General features: G+C 60.7%; 15 protein-coding genes and 6 pseudogenes. 5 read left to right on the top strand and 16 right to left on the bottom strand.

What is annotated here, in order from left to right; translation table 11 throughout:
• Positions 1-112: 112 nt before the first annotated feature.
• From ACFPOB_RS14630 to ACFPOB_RS14585, 10 genes are all read right to left on the bottom strand, one after another.
• Positions 113-1,387, bottom strand: coding sequence for an ABC transporter ATP-binding protein (locus tag ACFPOB_RS14630; RefSeq protein WP_377799188.1), 1,275 nt, complete (start codon positions 1,385-1,387; stop codon positions 113-115).
• Between the two features lie 112 nt (positions 1,388-1,499).
• A complete protein-coding gene (locus ACFPOB_RS14625; RefSeq protein WP_377799187.1) occupies positions 1,500-3,212 on the bottom strand; it encodes a hypothetical protein in 1,713 nt (570 codons plus the stop codon).
• A 20-nt stretch (positions 3,213-3,232) separates the two neighbouring features.
• Positions 3,233-3,925 carry a GNAT family N-acetyltransferase gene (locus tag ACFPOB_RS14620; RefSeq protein WP_377799186.1) on the bottom strand — a complete coding sequence of 231 codons (693 nt, stop codon included), beginning with the start codon at positions 3,923-3,925 and terminating at the stop codon, positions 3,233-3,235.
• Between the two features lie 113 nt (positions 3,926-4,038).
• Complete coding sequence (locus ACFPOB_RS14615) at positions 4,039-4,467, bottom strand: GtrA family protein (RefSeq protein WP_377799185.1); 429 nt, start codon at positions 4,465-4,467, stop codon at positions 4,039-4,041.
• A gap of 148 nt (positions 4,468-4,615) precedes the next feature.
• A protein-coding gene (locus tag ACFPOB_RS14610) for an IS3 family transposase (protein ID WP_152013880.1) occupies positions 4,616-5,784 on the bottom strand; the annotation gives its coding sequence in 2 pieces (ribosomal slippage) (positions 4,616-5,520 and positions 5,520-5,784; 1,170 coding nt in all).
• Between the two features lie 560 nt (positions 5,785-6,344).
• Entirely contained in the window at positions 6,345-6,623 is a 279-nt protein-coding gene (locus ACFPOB_RS14605) for a copper-binding protein (protein WP_377799184.1), read from the bottom strand.
• Positions 6,624-6,652: 29 nt separating this feature from the next.
• Positions 6,653-7,084, bottom strand: a complete 432-nt coding sequence (locus ACFPOB_RS14600; RefSeq protein ID WP_377799190.1) for a cupredoxin domain-containing protein — start codon at positions 7,082-7,084, stop codon at positions 6,653-6,655.
• Between the two features lie 88 nt (positions 7,085-7,172).
• Positions 7,173-8,612 carry a multicopper oxidase family protein gene (locus ACFPOB_RS14595; RefSeq protein WP_377799183.1) on the bottom strand — a complete coding sequence of 480 codons (1,440 nt, stop codon included), beginning with the start codon at positions 8,610-8,612 and terminating at the stop codon, positions 7,173-7,175.
• Positions 8,613-8,632: 20 nt separating this feature from the next.
• Entirely contained in the window at positions 8,633-10,111 is a 1,479-nt protein-coding gene (locus ACFPOB_RS14590; protein WP_377799182.1) for a TolC family protein, read from the bottom strand.
• Between the two features lie 5 nt (positions 10,112-10,116).
• A complete protein-coding gene (locus tag ACFPOB_RS14585; protein WP_377799181.1) occupies positions 10,117-10,332 on the bottom strand; it encodes a hypothetical protein in 216 nt (71 codons plus the stop codon).
• Positions 10,333-10,502: 170 nt separating this feature from the next.
• On the opposite strand from ACFPOB_RS14585, the gene ACFPOB_RS14580 reads away from it, so the two are divergent.
• Genes ACFPOB_RS14580 through ACFPOB_RS14570 form a run of 3 tightly spaced genes read left to right on the top strand, consistent with a single transcriptional unit; the run spans position 10,503 to position 13,177 of the window.
• Positions 10,503-11,270, top strand: coding sequence for a response regulator (locus ACFPOB_RS14580; RefSeq protein ID WP_377799180.1), 768 nt, complete (start codon positions 10,503-10,505; stop codon positions 11,268-11,270).
• The gene (locus ACFPOB_RS14575; protein WP_377799179.1) at positions 11,267-12,721 is read left to right on the top strand and encodes an ATP-binding protein; all 1,455 of its coding nucleotides are present in this window, start codon (positions 11,267-11,269) and stop codon (positions 12,719-12,721) included. Before ACFPOB_RS14580 ends, ACFPOB_RS14575 begins: the two co-directional genes overlap by 4 nt.
• 24 nt (positions 12,722-12,745) lie before the next feature.
• The gene (locus ACFPOB_RS14570) at positions 12,746-13,177 is read left to right on the top strand and encodes a DUF411 domain-containing protein (protein ID WP_377799178.1); all 432 of its coding nucleotides are present in this window, start codon (positions 12,746-12,748) and stop codon (positions 13,175-13,177) included.
• 51 nt (positions 13,178-13,228) lie between these two features.
• Here the strand turns inward: ACFPOB_RS14570 and ACFPOB_RS14565 are convergent, their stop codons facing one another.
• A complete protein-coding gene (locus tag ACFPOB_RS14565) occupies positions 13,229-13,510 on the bottom strand; it encodes a plasmid pRiA4b ORF-3 family protein (RefSeq protein ID WP_377799189.1) in 282 nt (93 codons plus the stop codon).
• 34 nt (positions 13,511-13,544) lie between these two features.
• Positions 13,545-13,742: pseudogene (locus tag ACFPOB_RS14560) on the bottom strand (IS21 family transposase); the annotation flags it as partial.
• A 103-nt stretch (positions 13,743-13,845) separates the two neighbouring features.
• Here ACFPOB_RS14560 and ACFPOB_RS14555 point away from each other — a divergent pair.
• Positions 13,846-14,676: pseudogene (locus tag ACFPOB_RS14555) on the top strand (IS110 family RNA-guided transposase); the annotation flags it as partial.
• Between the two features lie 320 nt (positions 14,677-14,996).
• Here ACFPOB_RS14555 and ACFPOB_RS14550 read toward each other — a convergent pair.
• The 3 genes and pseudogenes from ACFPOB_RS14550 to tnpA form a co-directional block, all read right to left on the bottom strand.
• Positions 14,997-15,218: pseudogene (locus tag ACFPOB_RS14550) on the bottom strand (IS110 family transposase); the annotation flags it as partial.
• A gap of 9 nt (positions 15,219-15,227) precedes the next feature.
• Positions 15,228-15,515: pseudogene (gene tnpB, locus ACFPOB_RS14545) on the bottom strand (IS66 family insertion sequence element accessory protein TnpB); the annotation flags it as partial.
• Positions 15,512-15,916, bottom strand: coding sequence for an IS66-like element accessory protein TnpA (gene tnpA / locus ACFPOB_RS14540; protein ID WP_067989357.1), 405 nt, complete (start codon positions 15,914-15,916; stop codon positions 15,512-15,514). The gene tnpA and the pseudogene tnpB, both read right to left, overlap by 4 nt.
• Before the next feature lie 88 nt (positions 15,917-16,004).
• Between tnpA and tnpC the strand changes: the two are divergent.
• Positions 16,005-16,721 (top strand): annotated as a pseudogene (gene tnpC, locus ACFPOB_RS14535) (IS66 family transposase); the annotation flags it as partial.
• Positions 16,722-16,785: 64 nt separating this feature from the next.
• Here tnpC and ACFPOB_RS14530 read toward each other — a convergent pair.
• A pseudogene (locus ACFPOB_RS14530) lies at positions 16,786-16,980 on the bottom strand (IS630 family transposase); the annotation flags it as partial.
• Positions 16,981-17,076: the final 96 nt, after the last annotated feature.

The following is a 17,076-nucleotide window of genomic DNA, read 5'->3' as shown; positions in this document are numbered from 1 at the left end:
GCTGGTGGCCGGTCATTAATCGGAATGGTGGCCGGAGAATTATCGGAATCCCGGCCGGTCAATTATCGGAATGATGGCCGGTCGGAATCGGAATCCGCACTCGATCAAAAACCTATTTAATTTCGATATTTTCTAGAACCCGAGTGACCTCTTCAAATCGAGCTTCCGCATCAGACCAATTTTGCACGAAGTCGAACAATTCTCTCATCGCCGGCGCGATTTCTCTGTATGCGGCTATAGCTGCAACCAGGGCCCCTAGCGAAAGGCGCTGTTGCACAACGAGATATCCGCCAATTGCGAAAAAGAAAAAGGGAGTTAAATTCGACGTATAGTTATAGAGACCGCGTAGTCGACCTTTTAAATCACTAATCTCTATCCGCACGCGTTCCAGCGCGGCAATCTGATGCGTCTGCTGTCGAAGAGATGGATAAATGGTAGTCTTCTTCAGTACAGATTTGCCATCTGAACCACCAGATGTGAGAAGCTGAGTCAGCTCTCGCGTCGCATAAACCCTTTCCCGAACTTTAGCGTTCAAAGCATTCTGAAGTCGCGGCAGCAAAGTCAATTGAACGGGCAACATGATCAAGGCCGACAACGCGAGCGCTGGGTTCTGTACAAACAAAAAGACAAGGCTGGTGAGCAGTGTCCCGCCATAGATTAATGGGACCACGAATATGCTGGCCCCGAAATAACCGATCGGCTCAACCTCCTGAACGGCAACGGCCGCCAGGGAGGCTCTTGCTTCAGGAGCCAAATTCTTCCTCGATCTGCGTACTATTTTCAGACGCAGTCGCCGTACGAGCCGCTCGCTCGCTCGTCCTCTGATGCGTGTTGCCGTAAATTTTACGAACCCGCTTGCAGTCAAAACTGCAAGATAACTTCCGCAGAGCGCGATCAACAATTCCAGGCGCGGAAGATGGAAGCCCAAAAACGTCATGCCATCGTGGGCCTCGGGGCTTGCGAGTGCGTGATTGATGATGTGCTTGGGGATGTCGAGAAGGAACCAGGCGGCGGGCAGCGTCAGCAGGGACAACAGGACCAGCAGGACCTGATAACGAGAAGTGGCCTTCGCGACAAAGACGGCCAACTTCCAGGGGTCATGTGTGACCGGCGCGTCCTCGCTACGCACTGTAGGTGGATCGCGAACGTCATGCGAAGCGGCGACGGGCCTGCCAGTCACCGCGGCGAGCCGGGCTCGACGCTTCCGAGCTGCGGATGCCCTGCGGAACAGCGCTCTGCCTAAATGTCCGATCGTCCACGTCGGAGCGACGACGAAAACGGCTATCGCCGCGGCGCTCAGGATCCAGTGTCCGTGAGGATAATCTAGGCCTGCAATATTATGAACAAGCTGATGAACATATTCGTTTACGCTATAAATTATATTCATAGGAATCGTTTCATTGCGTTCCGTTGGACAGCTTGAATCATCACGTTCTTTAACTCTTTCAAGCACTATGATTTTACACGAGCATTCTTTAGAGAAGCGCTAGTGCGCGTAATCACTTCATTGGACGAATATATCCTTTCCAGCATTTTGAGATAACGACAGGCATATGCGTTGCCATAGCTGATCGATACATCGCCAATAAGGTATCGTTAGCGTCTGTAATTGGGCATGTAGGATAGAGAATCAGATCTGTCCCGGAGACTGCGGCAAGAGTCTCCGCGTCAGGCGCCGGGACTGCTCGTGAGGGGTCCGCACCAATCGCGATATGACGTGTTGCGTCCCGATTCAGGAGGAAGGGAAACGGATTCACAAAATTTAAGTTCATAATTGTTTTGAACTGAATCTTATTGGCCAATTCATACTCGCGGATTGATTTGACCGCCTCGTCGGCAGCCATCAACCAGCCAACCTGAAAATCCAGCTCTGAGTAAAGTGTGAAGGCCGGAAGCAGATTGCTGTCAGCCAAAAACTGGAACGTCTCGGGAAAGCGCGTGTAGACCTCCCGCATCTTCGCCGCACGCTCGACGATCTCGGGGCGTTGAGTGACCTGTCCCAGCGTTTTGAGACCCTCGTTTGGAACGTCGACGAACTTGACCTGCACAACAAGCGCGCGCGCCACGCGGTGAGCCACGTTTATGAATGGTGGCAGCGCCGCTGCGCCTATCAAAAACAACACGAGGATCAGCGAAGCGCCACTGAGGCGATGCACTCCTAGCAAGACCGAGAGCAGGACAGGCCAGATGAGAATGAGCGCCTGCCCACCTGTGTTCTGGGTCTCAAAAAACAGGCCGGCAATGACGGCCACTGCGAGCCAAATGCTATTGCGGTCGAGCTTCCTTGCAAGAGCGCCGAAAGCTCGCGCGCCTGTGGGTTCTTGTCCAAGCAGCGAGTCCCCGACCTTGAGCAGATAAAGCGCTACGGATAGCGTCGCTGCCGGCGCGAGGATGCCGAAATGGAGTGAACTGGCCTGCAAAAAGCGAGATAGCAGGTTGCCCTCGTTGAGACGCACGAGCAACGAAATATCGGCCAGGTAGGCTCGAACCACGCCGAGTGTGGCGTCGAGCGTAACGAGTGCCAACAGAAAGGCGGCGACAGTTCCGAGGACTTCACGCATGGTCATGCGTCCGGCGACGAAAGCGAAGGCGCAGAGGAGGCCGGCAGCGATAAAGCCCGTGATCTTCAAGAGAAATAGTGCAAGGCATGTCCAGGTGACAACGATAAAAAGCGACCATTGACTTCTTATAAACATAAGCCCGCAAAATAGAATATACAGCAGTACGCTTGTATGCCTATTATAAATGCCGTATCCATCGACGCTGGGATAACTTGAATACTGTTCTACGTTCATCGGCAGAAGCTGAAAAAACAGGAACGGCAACAAGAGAGCAAAGGCCGTCGCTCTCGATCGCTGGCCGACATGCGCGAGGATGACAAACATTGGCGGCGCGCTGACGAGTAGAAGAGACCACTGCACCAGCAGCAGCGGTTGGGCGTTGCTAAAGGTAGTCAAGAGCGGCGCTACGAGCCAATAGGCGAGAGGACCGACTGGCGCAAAAAAATCGACCGAGGGAGTTTGACCGATCGCTACACGATGAGCTCCGTCGATATAGATGATCAGATCCCAATACATGGGTCCGACCGGGAGTTTTAGCGGTAGCATAAGTAGAATAACGACAATCAAGACGGCAATGGATAGAATTGATAAAGGCGAAAACATTCGCTGTTTCGCCCTGTTAAAGCTCTCAGTCCAAGCAGCAACGATCATGGTCTTCTGTCCTGGCATACTCAGCGATCGGATGGTCGTGATACGTCTCGATCGTCAGATCCATCGCTGGCCGCCAAAACCACGTTGTGGCTTGGAGCAGATGAGCCGATGCGTCCGGAGAGACCGCTTAGCCTCATGAGCAGGCTGCCGCCGGAATGCGGGAGGCGAGGATGCCAGGGAATCGCGGCCCGATCGATTTCATGGAAGCCCTTCCCGCGATAGAGCCTGACAGCAGAGGCATTATCCGCCCAGACATGCAGGCTCACGCTGCCAAATCCTTCGGAGACGGCGTTATCGATGGCTTGCTCGATCAGTCGGGATGCGATCCCATACCGCCGATAGAGTGGGAAGACTGCAAGGCTGTTGAGGCAGTAACTGCCCCAGTCCTGAAGCGCAGTCCTGGGCCAGAGATGGACTTCTCGCGATGACAAATTCGATGGCGTCGTTTGGTCGGAGAGAAGCGAGGCTGGGAAGGCGTTCATCATGCCGACAACCGGGGCGTGAGCCCCAGACTGCACGACCGCGACCCAGCAATGCCGGTAAGAACATTCGCTATCGATCGATGAAATCATATGCTTGAAGACCTCGCCCGCGCTGACACGAGGCTCAAGATCATCAAGAATGAACTGCAGGGTGTCGCCCGCAGCCTGAAGCATCAGCTCGACAAGCGTCACGCTGTCTTCGGGAAGCGCCGGCCTAACGACGATTTCCACAAGAGCCTCCGTGCTTTTTGGGCGGGTTGTTCAATGGCAAACCTGTCGATGTAACTGGTGGATGGGGGAATGCAGTGCGAGATGATCGCCGCTCGACGGAACAATTCGTTGGGTCAGGCGCCAAGCGTCGGCGATGGTGGCGGGCTTTCTGCTCGAAACGTCACGAACTTATGCCCGATGAAATTCGCGGCGGCTCCCAAGGCCAGAGCTCCCGCGTGCGCGAAAGCCTCCGGCATGAACGTGACGTCGATCGCGGGAAAGACCATGTTCAGGAGGACGTGCGAGGCTAGGATCACAGTCGCCACGCCGACCACGTTGACGCCGAGGAACAGGGCAATTTGAGCGCCGAGCGGCTGTGAAGATGTCGTAAAGACGAAGGCACGATAAAGGACAAAGCCGACCACCATGCCGATAACGTATGCTACAAAAACTGCCTCAAGAAATGGCATAATTAAAGAGAGCGGAAACCGCGACAGCCAATTGACGATCGTGGCCGAACCGCCGACCAAGATAAAGCGAGCGATCTGAGCAAGAAGTTCCATTCGTCGCCTTTTTGCTGCTACCGCTCAGTTGGGGGAGTTGACATTCTTTGATCTATGGCTTCAATTAACAAAAGAGACTTATTTATCGTCAGTTTCATCGCGCCCGGCATGGGGCTGGCCTGCCCCCGTTAGGTGGCCCGGTTCTAATCTAGTGCATGGTGGGCTTGGCGGCCACGGTTGAGATGGCCGGCGAAGCGGGTTGGGTTTGCGCAGCCGGCCAGACCACAGCGACCGGTGCTGGCGGCTTGTAGCCGAGCGAGGAGTGCGGGCGCTGGGTATTGTAGTGCTGACGCCAGCCCTCGATGACGATCCGAGCCTCGGCGAGGCTGTAGAACAGCTCGCCGTTCAGAAGCTCGTCGCGAAGCTTGGAGTTGAAGCTCTCGCAATAGCCGTTCTCCCAAGGACTGCCAGGCTCGATGAACGCCGTTTTCGCGCCGACCGCCGCGATCCACTCCCGCACCGCCCTAGCGACGAACTCGGGGCCGTTGTCCGAACGAACATGCCCGGGCACGCCGCGCAGGATGAAGAGATCGGACAGCACGTCGATGACATCGGTGGACTTGAGCTTGCGGTCGATGCGGATCGCGATGCATTCCCGGGTGAACTCGTCGATCACGTTCAACATGCGGAACTTCCGGCCATTATGGGTGCGATCCTCAACAAAGTCGTAGGACCAGACATGGTTGGGATACTCCGGTCGCAGCCGAACGCAGGATCCATCGTTCAGCCATAAGCGGCCCTTCTTCGGTTGCTTGGCCGGCACCTTCAGTCCCTCCCGCCGCCAGATCCGCTCGACACGTTTGACGTTCACCGCCCAACCGGCGGTCTCCAGCATGGCCGCGATCCGGCGGTAGCCGTAGCGGCCATACTGGGCGGCGAGTTCGACAATGTCGGCGGTCAGCGCCGCATCGTCAGCGCGGCCCTTCGGAACCTTGCGTTGCGTAGATCGATGCTGCCCCAGAACCCGGCACGCCAACCGCTCCGACACGCCGAACTTCATCATGGCGTGGTCGATGCAGCGGCGACGGCGGGCGGGGCTCAGAAGTTTCCCGAGGCAGCCTCCTTGAGAATGAGCTTCTCAAGCGTCAGATCCGAGACAGCCTTCCGTAGCCGTTCGTTCTCCTTCTCCAGATCCCTCAGCCGCTTCACCTGGTCGCTCTTCAGGCCGCCGAACTCCTTGCGCCAACGGTAATATGTGAACGCCGTCACACTGATGGCCCGGATCGCCTCCGCGACCGGGCGCCCCTGGGACAACAGCACGTCGACCTGGCGCAGCTTCGCGACGATCTCTTCAGGCTTGTGCTTCTTCTGCGGCATCGCGGCATCCTCCAAAGGCTCAAAAAGCCTACTTCAGCGAGGGCCACTTTTCAGGGGGCAGGCCAGGGCGGTCGGCAATACAGCGCCCAGAAATACAGACGATCTTGATGCGCTTATGCGTAGTACCCAAGCAATTTGCCTCATAAAGTTCCGTTTTCCCTACACTCGGGAGACGAGTGACTTTTGCGTTAGCGCAGGCGGCCTCCAGCAAAGCGCGCTGCAAATCACCATCGTCAGCTCGCGATAATGTCGGAAAAAGAAAGATCAAGATAGCAAGAAACCGCACCGGCATGGTTGGCCCTCCGCTATTAATGTAAAGGAACTGTCTATTTTGTACGAGACAGCACCAAGACGAGAGCGAACAAACCTGAAAACACCACTGCGCCAATGAGCCAAAAGATAGCTGGGTCAACATTTTGGGCTATATCGACGAATAACGAGGTCACGCCATGCATGGTTCCCGGCGGGAAATTATTCATGGGCTATGCTGTCGTTCTGAGGACCCAAGCCGCGGCATAATCACTGCTGCGGCTTGGCGCTTCGCCAGCGCTAGATTGCGCTTATTTGGTCTTCTGAAGCTTCGTCACCGTGAGCTGGCCGTTGACGCGGTCAGCGTCGAACTTGATCTTGTCACCGGCTTTCAGACCCTTCAGCATGGAAGGGTCTCCGGCTTTGAAGACCATCGACATGGCGTCCATCTCGAGGTTCTTGATCGCCCCATGATCGATGGTCAGCTTGCCCTGTGCCTCGTCGATCTTCTTGACGGTGCCATTGACCTGCTGCGCGAGGGCCGGCAGTGCGAACGCCATGAAGGCAAGCGTGGAAATGATTTTCAGCATGGTGTGTTCCTTGTTGAGCAGGCGGGCGCCTACTTGACGATGACCTTACCGGTCATTCCGGCTTCTCGATGGCCGGGGATCAGGCAGGAGAAATCGAATTCACCCGCCTTAGTGAACGCCCAGACGATCTCGCCGGTCTTCTTGGGCGCGAGGCGCTTGGCATTCGGGTCGTCGTGTTCCATGTCGGGATTCTTCTGCATCGCGATTGCGTGCTTGAGGTTGTCCTCCAGAGTCGCCACGACGATCTCGTGATCTAACTCGCCATTGTTGCGGAGTGCGAACTTGATCTGCTCACCGCGGCGAACTTCGATCCGGTCGGGGATGAACAGCATCTTGCCATCACGCTCGCTCATCACGACCTGGACGAGCCGTGAAGGCTTTTTCGGGTCGCCGGGCTTACCATAAGCGGTTTCATCGCCGTGGCCGTGGCCGGCCGCGCCGCCGGGAGCGGCTGAGGCCATGCCGGTCGACAGGAGAAGGGCCAAGGCGGCCAGTTTCAGCTTTTGAGATTTGGACGTCATGCGGTCGCTCCAGGTTCGATTGTCGATGTCAATGGTTGGAATGTCCGCCGGCCTTTGCGCCGGGCAGCGGCTTGCCGTCCGCGCCAAGCCTGGGCTTGCGCGGATCCTTGACCTGCCAGGTGGCGAGATCGGGATTGACCTTCGGCCCCTCAACGCGCGGCGCCTCGGCCAGCTTCTGGCCCTTGTACTCGAATGCCACCGTCCCTTCCGGATGCTTGAACCAGCCCGGATCCTTGTAGTCGTTCTTGGCGAGGCCTTCGCGCACCTTCACGACCGAGAACATGCCGCCCATCTCGACAGGGCCGAATTGGGCGTAGCCGGTCATCATCGGCAGCGTGTTCTTGGGCAGTTCCATCTCCATCTTGCCCATGTCCCCCATGCCGTTCGAGCCCATCGGCATGTAGCCGGGCGCGGCCTTGCGGATGCGGCTGACGAGGTCCTTCTTGGTGACGCCAATATAGGTCTTCACCGAATGGCCCATGGCGTTCATCGTGTGGTGCGATTTGTGGCAATGGATCGCCCAGTCGCCGGGCTCGTCGGCCACAAAATCGAAGGCGCGCATCTGACCGACCGCGACGTCGATCGAGACCTCGTCCCAGGCGGCGGCGGGATCGACCCATCCGCCATCGGTGCAGGAGACCTTGAACTCGTAGCCGTGCATGTGGATCGGGTGGTTGGTCATGGTCAGGTTGCCGAAGCGGATCCGGACCTTGTCGTTCTTGCCCACCACAAACGGGTCGATCCCTGGAAAAACGCGGCTGTTCCAAGCCCACAGGTTGAAGTCGAGCATGGTGTTGACCTTGGGCACATACGAGCCGGCCTCAATGTCGAAAGCGTTGAGCAGGAAGACGAAGTCGCGGTCGACGCGGCGAAACGCCGGGTCTTTTGGATGGACGATGAACATGCCCATCATTCCCATCGCCATCTGCACCATCTCGTCGGAATGGGGATGGTACATATAAGTGCCCGAGCGCCTGAGCTGGAACTCGTAGACGAAGGTCTTGCCGGAGGGGATGTGCGGCTGGTTCAAACCGCCGACGCCGTCCATGCCGTTAGGCAGGCGCTGGCCGTGCCAATGGATTGTTGTGTTCTCCGGCAGCTTGTTGGTGACGTAGATGCGGACCTTGTCGCCCTCGACGGCCTCGATCGTCGGGCCAGGTGACTGGCCATTATAGCCCCAGAGATAGGCGATCATGCCGGGCGCAAGCTCGCGCTCGACCGGCTCGGCGACGAGATGGAACTCTTTCCAGTCGCCGTTCATGCGCCAGGGCAGAGTCCAGCCGTTCAGCGTCGCCACCGGTTGATAATCGGGACCCGACGTTGGCATCAGCGGCGCTTGAGTGGCTGCCGAAGTCATGGTCGGCGCTTCGGGTACGGCGGCGAATGCGGTGCGGCCCGAGACGGCGGCAGCGCCCGCGATCACGAGGCCCGATGTTCCGATAAAGCCTCTGCGTGAAAGGTCCGTCATGGCGCTCGCTCCTTATAGGTTCAATGGGCCGGCGCATCGCCGCCGCCGGCCGCCGCGACGGCGGTGCCGGCACCGCCTCCGACGGAGCCACCGCCGATCAGCGCGTGCTTGAAGTCGGTATGAGCGATCCAGAAATCTCGCCGCGCGTTGATGCCCGCGACATTGGACAGGATCCGGGCGCGCGCATCAACGATGAGCTGCGTCACGTCAATTAGCATGCCGTTGTACTGGAGCTGCGCCTCGTCCTGGATAATCTTGCGCAGCGGAAGGACGTTGTTGATGTACTGCCGGGCGATGTCGTGGCTGGCGCGATAGCCGACATAGGCCTCGCGCGCCTCGGAGCGGACATTGACCGCTTTTTCGGCGAGCCTGTTGGCCGCCTGCATGTAGGTCTGCTCGGCCAAGACTACCTTGCTCTGGCCGAAATCAAAAATCGGAATATCGATCTCAACGTCAACAGTTCGAGTACGCCGTGTTGCTCGCTCAACATCACCATCGGCAAGAACGGTCCGGCTGCGATCGTAAGTCCGCCGTCCTAAGAGATCGACATCGTTAACGAAGCGAGTGATCTGCGTCAGGCCCAGCGACTTGGCCAGGAGATCAAGTTCGCCCCGCGCGATCTGGATGTCGACGCGTTTGCGAAGCGCTTCGGCTTCGACCGCTTTGGCCGATTGCAGGCGCGGCAGCGCGGGCAACGAGGCCGGCATGCGGAACTTGAGGTCGCCGCCCCAGAGACCTAGCTGCCGGACCAGGCGTTCGCGCTCCTGGCGCTGCTGGAGACGCGCCTGAGCGAGCTGGGCGCCAAGCTCGGCGTCGAAGGCGAACTCCCGCGCCTGATCGAGCTTGTTGATGCCACCGGATTCGCCGAGGCGCTTGAAGAGCTGGGTCGCCGCGTCGGTCGATGACTTTGCCTGCTCGTAAAAGCCGACCTGAGCGTTCGCTGCGACGGAACGGTAGTACTGCTTGCGCGTGTCGGCGGCAAGCTTCAGCACTGCCTCCGCCGCACGAAGCTGGGCGTTCTGGAAGCGGGCGCGAGCAACTTCGGCTCGCGCCGGCAGAGTCGCCAGAGCAAAAATGCTGCCTACAATTTGTCGTTCGATTTCGACTTCAAAACGTCCTGACAATTTAGCGATACCAAACCGAGGATTTGGCGGCAGGCTGGCCGCGACCATCTGAGCCTCGGCGATGCCGAGCTCATTGAAGGCCGCCTGCAGACCGCGGTTGCTGAGAAGCGCGATCTGCACCGCGCTGTCAGCGGTCAATGGCTTCTTCAAAAGCTGATCGACCCGCGCCTTGGCGCTGCCGGCGACGGCATCGTCAGTGATCTTGACGACATCCTTGTTCAGCTCGGTGTAGGCAATTGTCTGCGCGGTGCCGACGCCGCCATCGGCCGAGAAGGTCGCGCAGCCTCCAAGAAGCACCGCAACACCAGCCAGGAGCACGAAGCGGCGGACGGCGATAGTCGAAACTCGATAAGAAGATTGAGAGGCGGGAGTCATAGTATTCACTGTTGAGGCCCTACTCTACGGTTCAACTCGCGCCAGTTCTTCGGATCGGTCGGGCGCATCGAGGTGATGCCGGCGGTGACGCTCTGATAGCCAACTGCCGGGACGCGCGCGCCGGGATCTGCCGGACGCGCCAGATGGGCCGGCACGGGCACCACCGCGCAAGCGCCGAGCACAAACGCAAATAGAGCGGTGAGAGAGATTTTTACGGCCATCGCGATTCGTTCGACCCCAAAGCCTCGATACAGCTTGATAGCAACGACGGGGAACGGCGTCTGTAACAAATTGTTGCAATTAAAGACGGGCTTCGCGGCAGCGAGCGCGCTATCCTTCGCTCGGATAGCAAATTCCGCATGCCCGTCGCAAATCGCTGGCACATCGAAGGATGACCTTGACCGAGCAGCCAATTATCCAAGCCACCGAGGATCACGGCCATGTGCTCGTGGTCGATGACGACCCACAGATCCGTGTGCTGGTCGCCCGCTTCCTGCAGCGCCATGGCTACAAGGTGACGGGCGCGCCCGACGGACGCGTCATGCTTGATGTCCTGAGACAGGCAGACATCGATCTCATTATTCTCGACCTGATGCTGCCTGGACGTTCGGGCTTCGATCTTTGTGGTGATGTTCGCGCCACCTCGCAGGTTCCGATCGTGATGCTGACGGCGCGCAGCGAGGAGAGCGACCGCATCATTGGACTGGAGGCTGGCGCCGACGACTACATCACCAAGCCATTCAACCCGCGAGAGCTTTTGGCGCGAGTTCGCGCGGTGCTCAGACGTTCACGCACCATGCGCAGAGCAGGAGACGGGCGCGCGAGCGAGTTCGTCGTCTTCGACGGCTGGAGGATGGATTTGCGGCGTCGCGAGCTGGTTTCGCCCTCCGGCACGCTCGTCGATCTATCGACTGGCGAGTTCGACCTGATGGTCGCCTTCATCGAACACGCCAACCGGGTTTTGTCGCGCGAGGCCTTGATGCAGTTCGCCAAGACCAGAAACAGCGATCCTTTCGACCGGGCGATCGATGTTCAGATCAGCCGCCTGCGCCGCAAGCTGGAGGCCGACGCCAATGGCGGCCAGCTGATCAAGACAATCCGCGGCGCCGGTTATATGTTCACCCCCGCTGTTCAGACGCGTGAGGGTCAGCCGGCATGACTCGCATGTTCCAGAAGGGTTTCCCCGACACTGTGGCGAGCCGCGCTATCCTGATTCTGGTCGCCGCGCTGCTCGCCTTCCACCTCGTCGGCTACTGGGCCTATCGCGTCGGCGTCGAGAGCCTGGCGAGCGCGCAGCGCGACCGGGGCCTGGCGGAGCGCATCGTCTCGATCAAGCGCGCCATCGCCGGCATCCCGCACGAGCCGGAGCGGGATCGCGCCGCGCATGACCTATCAAGCGCGAGCTTGGAGGTCCACTGGAGCAAGGTTAGTCTTGTGCTCGGCACCGCGCCCACCACCGAGCGTACGGCGGCGATGGAGGCCAAGCTCAAGGAGCTTGTTCCCGACCTCGCCACGGAATCGTTCCGGCTCGGCTTCGCCGATGACGGCGCGCTCGGCTCAGGCGATGCCGATGCCTACCGGCACATGATGCTGGTCTCGGTCAGACTCGATGACGGCTCCTGGGTCAATTTCTCTTCGACCACTCTCGGCGCAACCCAGCACGCGGACTGGAGCGTGCTTGCCGTCACGATCTGCTTCGGTGTGGCGATCATCGTCGTCGCGGTCTTGCTGTTGCGCTGGGCGACGCGGCCGCTTCGCGATCTCGCCGTTGCAGCCGAGCGTTTCAGCCTGGATCAGATTCCGAAGCCGCTAGCCGAAACGGGCCCGGCCGAAGTCCGGCGCGCGGCGCGCGCGTTCAACACCATGCGCGAGCGCATCCAGCGCCTCGTCTCCGAGCGCATGCAGGCATTGGCGGCAGTCTCGCACGATTTGCGCACGCCGATCACGCGGCTGCGCCTGCGCTCCGAATTGATGGAGGACGACGCCACGCGCGACCTCGTCGACGCCGACCTCGCCGAGATGGAGGGCATGATCGATTCGACGCTGGAGTTCCTGCGCGGTGGCGTCTCCAGCGAGGCGATCAGGGCGATCGACATCGTCTCGGTGATCGAGACGATCGTCGACGATCATGCCGACCAGGGGCATGCCGTCAGCCTGAGCGGAGCCGGTCATGGCCGCGTGCTCGGCCGGCTGCTTGCGCTCAAACGCGCCTTCTGGAACGTCGTGGGAAACGCGGTAAAGTACGGCAGCCATGTGACCGTTATGGTTGACGAGACGCCAGCAGGGTTCGTGATCACGGTCGAAGACGATGGTCCCGGTATTCCCGAAGGCGATATGGAGCGCGTCTTTCAACCCTTCATCCGCCTCGAAGAATCGCGCGGACGCGAGACCGGCGGCTCCGGCCTCGGCCTGACCATCGCGCGCGCCGTCGTCCTCGCGCATGGCGGCGAGATCGCGCTGGGCAACCGTCCGGAAGGCGGTCTTCGGGTGACGATCACGCTGCCTAGCCTCGCCCAGCCCGAGCAGCAACTGGCGCAGGCGATCGCAGGCGATTCAGTCATGCCGCATGGGCCGACTGTGCCTACGGCATCCCATCCTGCCTCGACATAAATTTCGCGTGAACTGGAGATCATGATGAAGCCTACGTCGGTATTTTTTCTCGCCTTCCTACTGCCGGCTATCCCGGCGAGCGCCCAGGAGATCAAGGTCCATCTCAGCCCGACCTGCGGCTGCTGCAAGGCGTGGGTCCGACATCTCGAGCAAGCCGGCTTCACGCCGCGCGTCGTTGAAAGCAGCGATATGGCTGCAATCAAGCGTGTTACGGGGGTCCCGGATAAAGTCCAGTCCTGCCACACCGCCATTGTCGAGGGCTACTTCGTCGAAGGTCATGTACCGGCCTCAGACATCCGCAAGTTATTGAAAGACAGGCCGGCGGCTCTTGGCCTTGCCGTTCCCGACATGCCTGTTGGATCGCCCGGAATGGAGGTTCCAGGTGTCACGCCGGACAAATTCGAGACTTTGCTCGTTAGTGCTGGCGGACAGACGGTTGTCTACGGCAAGCACTAGCTAGCAGCCGATGAATTGCTTACCGGGCGTAACCGTCCGGTGTCGGCCCTTTCAGCGTTCTGATTGGCGGCTGTTGGCGAAGGCGGCCTTTCCGATGGCGTGGCACCGGGCCAGCTTCGCGATGTTGGTCTTGACGGCGGGAAGATCGATGTCCTCTGGGTCGTAGACCCGCCCGTACCATTCGACCAGGCGCTTGCGTTCGGGATGTCTGGGCTTGGCCATAGCCTCGACGAACTCGTCGAAGCCGGGGATTCCGCCGACGTCTTCCGGCGGAGCGCGGCGGGCGCCATCGACAAAGCGTGGATAGTCGAGACCGGGATCGGCGTCCCCGATGGCCTCGATCGTGAGCGTGTGCTCCCAGTTGAGCGTTCGCGCGTGTGTGCTCGAGACAGCGATCGAGGAGCCAGCCGTTCATCTCCTCGTAACTGGCGAAGCGCAGTCGCGGCGTGAAGAAGCGCTCGCGCACGAGACCGACCTGGTTCTCGACCTGGCCCTTCTCCCAGCCCGCTGCTGGCGTGCACGCGGTCGGCTCGATCAGGTAGTGGTTGCACATCTGCAGGAGGCGAGTAAGACCGTATGTCCGCTGAGCCGAGGTGGCTCGTCCTACACTGCGCCTTCGAGGGTTGCTCGGAGTGGCCGAGCCGATCCTCATCGCAGGAGGACGAGCCGTGGGACATTGTAGCGAGATTTTTGTCGGGATCGATGTTGCGAAGATGCGGAACGCCATCGCCGTGGCCGATGGTGAGCGCGGAGGCGAGGTGCGCTTCGTCGGCGAGGTAGACGCCTCAGATGATAGCATGCGTAGGGTCGTGAACCGGATCGCCGCGAGCTGCGATCGGGTGCATTTCTGCTACGAGGCCGGGCCCACAGGATACGGGCTGCATCGCCTTATCACCTCACTCGGCCATCCGTGCACGGTGGTGGCGCCGTCGCTGATCCCGAGGAAGCCGGGCGACCGGGTCAAGACCAACCGGCGCGACGCCATCGCCCTTGCGAGACTGCTACGGGCCGGCGAACTCACGGCGGTGTGGGTGCCCGACGCAGGCCACGAGGCGATGCGTGATCTTGTTCGTGCCCGGGCCGCCGCGGTCGAGACCCAACGAGTCCATCGCCAGCAGGTGAGTGGGTTCATGCTCAAGCACGGCCGGATCTTCTCGCGGACGAAGGCCTGGACCATGCGCTATCTGAGGTGGTTGCAGGAGCAGAAGTTCGATCACCCCGCTCATCAGATCGCACTGCAGGAGATGGTCGAGGCGGTCCGTATCTCAAAAGAACGCGTGCAGAGGCTCGAGGCGGCGATCGAGGAGTTCGTGCCGACCTGGTCACTGGCACCCGTCGTGCGGGCGCTTCAGGCGCTGCGCGGCGTCGATCTGATCGTGGCCGTGACCTTCGTCACCGAGATCAGCGACCTGAGCCGTTTTGAAAGTCCCCGCCAGCTCATGGGCTATCTCGGTCTGGTGCCGAGCGAACGCTCCACAGGCGACACTGTTAAGCGCCTCAGCCGCTCAAGGCCGTGGCCTGAGAACACCGCTCTGATGTCCGCTGTCAACAATTTGGATGCACGTTGCCGCCCGCTCGGCTGAGCGGCTCATAGTCCTCGCGCGCAGGTGGAGGCGGGGCCTGAAGGACGTCGGTGATCAAGCTCTGATGCGCGGGTTGGCTACCGCAGTTCCGAGTGTGCGTCCGGGGCGTTCCCTGTCTTACTGCGGGCGTCGGCCGGAGCCGGCCACAAAGCGTGTGACGGGAGTTCCCCTGCCGTGGCCCCGCCCCCGCCTGCGCGCGAGCTATGGACTCGTCGTCATTGCTGGCGACGAGGAGTTTAGGTCGATCGGGCCTCCCGTCCGACGGACCACATGAAGCCGACCAGTTCGCGGGCAATGGCCGTGCAGACGACGGTCGTCTTCTTGCCCCTTGCGCTAAGGGCTCGGTAACGCGCGGTGAGCCTGGTCTGCGCCTTCCAAGCAATCTCGCGCACCTCGGGCGAGGTCTGCTCCATCTTGTAGAGCTTCATTTTCCCGATCCGCGGAGGATGACGGTAGGTCCCGGACAGGAGATAGCCCATCTGCGCCGGCGTGATCGCGACGACGCCATCGGCCGGCGACGGCCACAGAAAGCGGCCCTTCTCCAGTCGGCGCACATAGAGGCTCGCCGCCTGCCCGTCGTGCCAGATCACCTTCAAAAGATCACCGCGACGCCCGCGGAAGCAGAAGATGTGGCCACCGAGCGGATCGCGCTTCAAGACCTCCTGCGCCACCAGCGCCAGCGAGGCGAACCCCTTCCTCATGTCGGTTTGGCCGGTCGCCAGCCAGACCTTCACGCTGACAGGAACCGGGATCATCGAAAAGCCTCAAGGCCCCGCGCAAGCTTCAAGACGGCGTCCATATCGGCGGCGCCCTCGACGATCATCTTCCGACCCGACCGCAGGACGATCTCGATCCGCCCCGGCGTCGGCGCGGCGACCGACAAGGCCGGCGGCGCACCAGCGCCCATCATCCGCGCGTCTTCGCGCTGGTCAGTCTCGGGCGTCACCAGCATCGGAATGAAGCCTGAAGGCGCAGCTCTCGGCTCGACAAGCATCGCACGCCGCCAAGCCAGCAATTGCGAGCGCGCGATCCCGTGCCGCCGCGCCGTCGCGGAGATCTGGCGCGGACCGACCATGCTCTCCAGCACGATCCGCTCCTTCTCGCCGTCGCTCCAGCGGCGACGACGCCCCGTATCGACCACGTCGAGGCGATTCAAGACACTGTCAGTATGGCTGTTCATACTCACAGTACTCAACGATTTGCATCAGACCGCGCAAGGCGGCCTACGCCGGATGCGTACGCACGATCCGCCGGGGGTGGCCTACCTCTACGCGCCCGATCGCAAGGCCGAGCAGGCGGTCCGGCACCTTCAAGGCTTCGTCGGCACGCTGCAGGTCGATGGCTTCGCGGGCTACAAGGTCTTGGCCGACCGCAATGCCGTCAGCCTGGCGTTCTGCTGGAGCCATGTCCGACGCAGGTTCTACGATCTCGCGCAGGCCGGTCCCGCGCCGATCGCGACGGAAGTGCTCGCGCGGATCGCCGAACTCTATCGCATCGAGGGCGAGATCTGTGGCCGATCCGCCGAGGAGCGCCGTGACATCCGCCAAGCGAGAAGCCGCACGATTGTCGATGCGCTCGAGCCATGGTTGAAGGCGAAGCTCGCCCTCGTCAGCCAGAAGAGCAAGCTCGCCGAGGCCATCCGCTATGCCCTTCCGCGGTGGGCGGGGCTCAGCCGCTTCCTCGACGACGGCCGCGTCGAGATCGACTCCAACATCGTCGAGCGCGCCATCAGGCCGATCGCTTTGAATCGCAAGAATGCACTGTTCGCGGGTAGCGACGGCGGCGCCGAGCACTGGGCCGTCATCGCCTCGCTCGTCGAAACCGCCAAGCTCAACGGTGTCGACCCGCAAGCCTATCTCGTCGACATCATCGCCCGCATTGTCGCCGGACATCCGCAGAGCCAACTCGACGAGCTCCTGCCTTGGTCCTATGCGCCGGCACCGCTCAAGGCCGTGGCCTGAGAACAGCGCATACCGCGAAGCGACTATCCCAAGATTTTGCTTGCGCCCGAGGTGGCGTCCACACATGGCCGTGCGGCACGCCGGCCCGGCAGCGTTCACGCCGGATGCGTACGCCGCGCAGGCGGGCCATCTTGGTCGAGAGGCCGGTCTCGTCGATGAAGATCAGGCGCTCCGGGTCGAGCTCGGGCTGGCTCTCGAACCAGGCTTCGCGCCGCTCCGCGACGCCTGAGCGGTCCTGCTCGGCCGCGTGCGCGGTCTTTATGGAATGGCTCGCCCCTTACCCTCGGCGCAAGATTGCGTCGGCCGCAAATGGCACGGAGGTGAGCCGATGAATGAGATCAGGGTTCTGGGAATC

Origin of the sequence: Allobosea eneae (assembly GCF_042657265.1) — a bacterium.
In the GTDB taxonomy this organism is placed as follows: Bacteria; Pseudomonadota; Alphaproteobacteria; order Rhizobiales; family Beijerinckiaceae; genus Allobosea; species Allobosea eneae.
Note: the sequence above shows the minus strand (reverse complement) of the source record. Positions and strands in the feature narration are given on the sequence as shown.

Bases quoted from the DNA above. Each gene is read 5' to 3' on its own strand.
- ACFPOB_RS14630 (WP_377799188.1), bottom strand. From the start codon at position 1,387: ATGAATATAATTTATAGCGTAAACGAATATGTTCATCAGCTTGTTCAT.
- ACFPOB_RS14625 (WP_377799187.1), bottom strand. From the start codon at position 3,212: ATGATCGTTGCTGCTTGGACTGAGAGCTTTAACAGGGCGAAACAGCGA.
- ACFPOB_RS14615 (WP_377799185.1), bottom strand. From the start codon at position 4,467: ATGGAACTTCTTGCTCAGATCGCTCGCTTTATCTTGGTCGGCGGTTCG.
- ACFPOB_RS14605 (WP_377799184.1), bottom strand. From the start codon at position 6,623: ATGCTGAAAATCATTTCCACGCTTGCCTTCATGGCGTTCGCACTGCCG.
- ACFPOB_RS14600 (WP_377799190.1), bottom strand. From the start codon at position 7,084: ATGGCCTCAGCCGCTCCCGGCGGCGCGGCCGGCCACGGCCACGGCGAT.
- ACFPOB_RS14595 (WP_377799183.1), bottom strand. From the start codon at position 8,612: ATGACGGACCTTTCACGCAGAGGCTTTATCGGAACATCGGGCCTCGTG.
- ACFPOB_RS14590 (WP_377799182.1), bottom strand. From the start codon at position 10,111: ATGACTCCCGCCTCTCAATCTTCTTATCGAGTTTCGACTATCGCCGTC.
- ACFPOB_RS14585 (WP_377799181.1), bottom strand. From the start codon at position 10,332: ATGGCCGTAAAAATCTCTCTCACCGCTCTATTTGCGTTTGTGCTCGGC.
- ACFPOB_RS14580 (WP_377799180.1), top strand. From the start codon at position 10,503: ATGACCTTGACCGAGCAGCCAATTATCCAAGCCACCGAGGATCACGGC.
- ACFPOB_RS14575 (WP_377799179.1), top strand. From the start codon at position 11,267: ATGACTCGCATGTTCCAGAAGGGTTTCCCCGACACTGTGGCGAGCCGC.
- ACFPOB_RS14570 (WP_377799178.1), top strand. From the start codon at position 12,746: ATGAAGCCTACGTCGGTATTTTTTCTCGCCTTCCTACTGCCGGCTATC.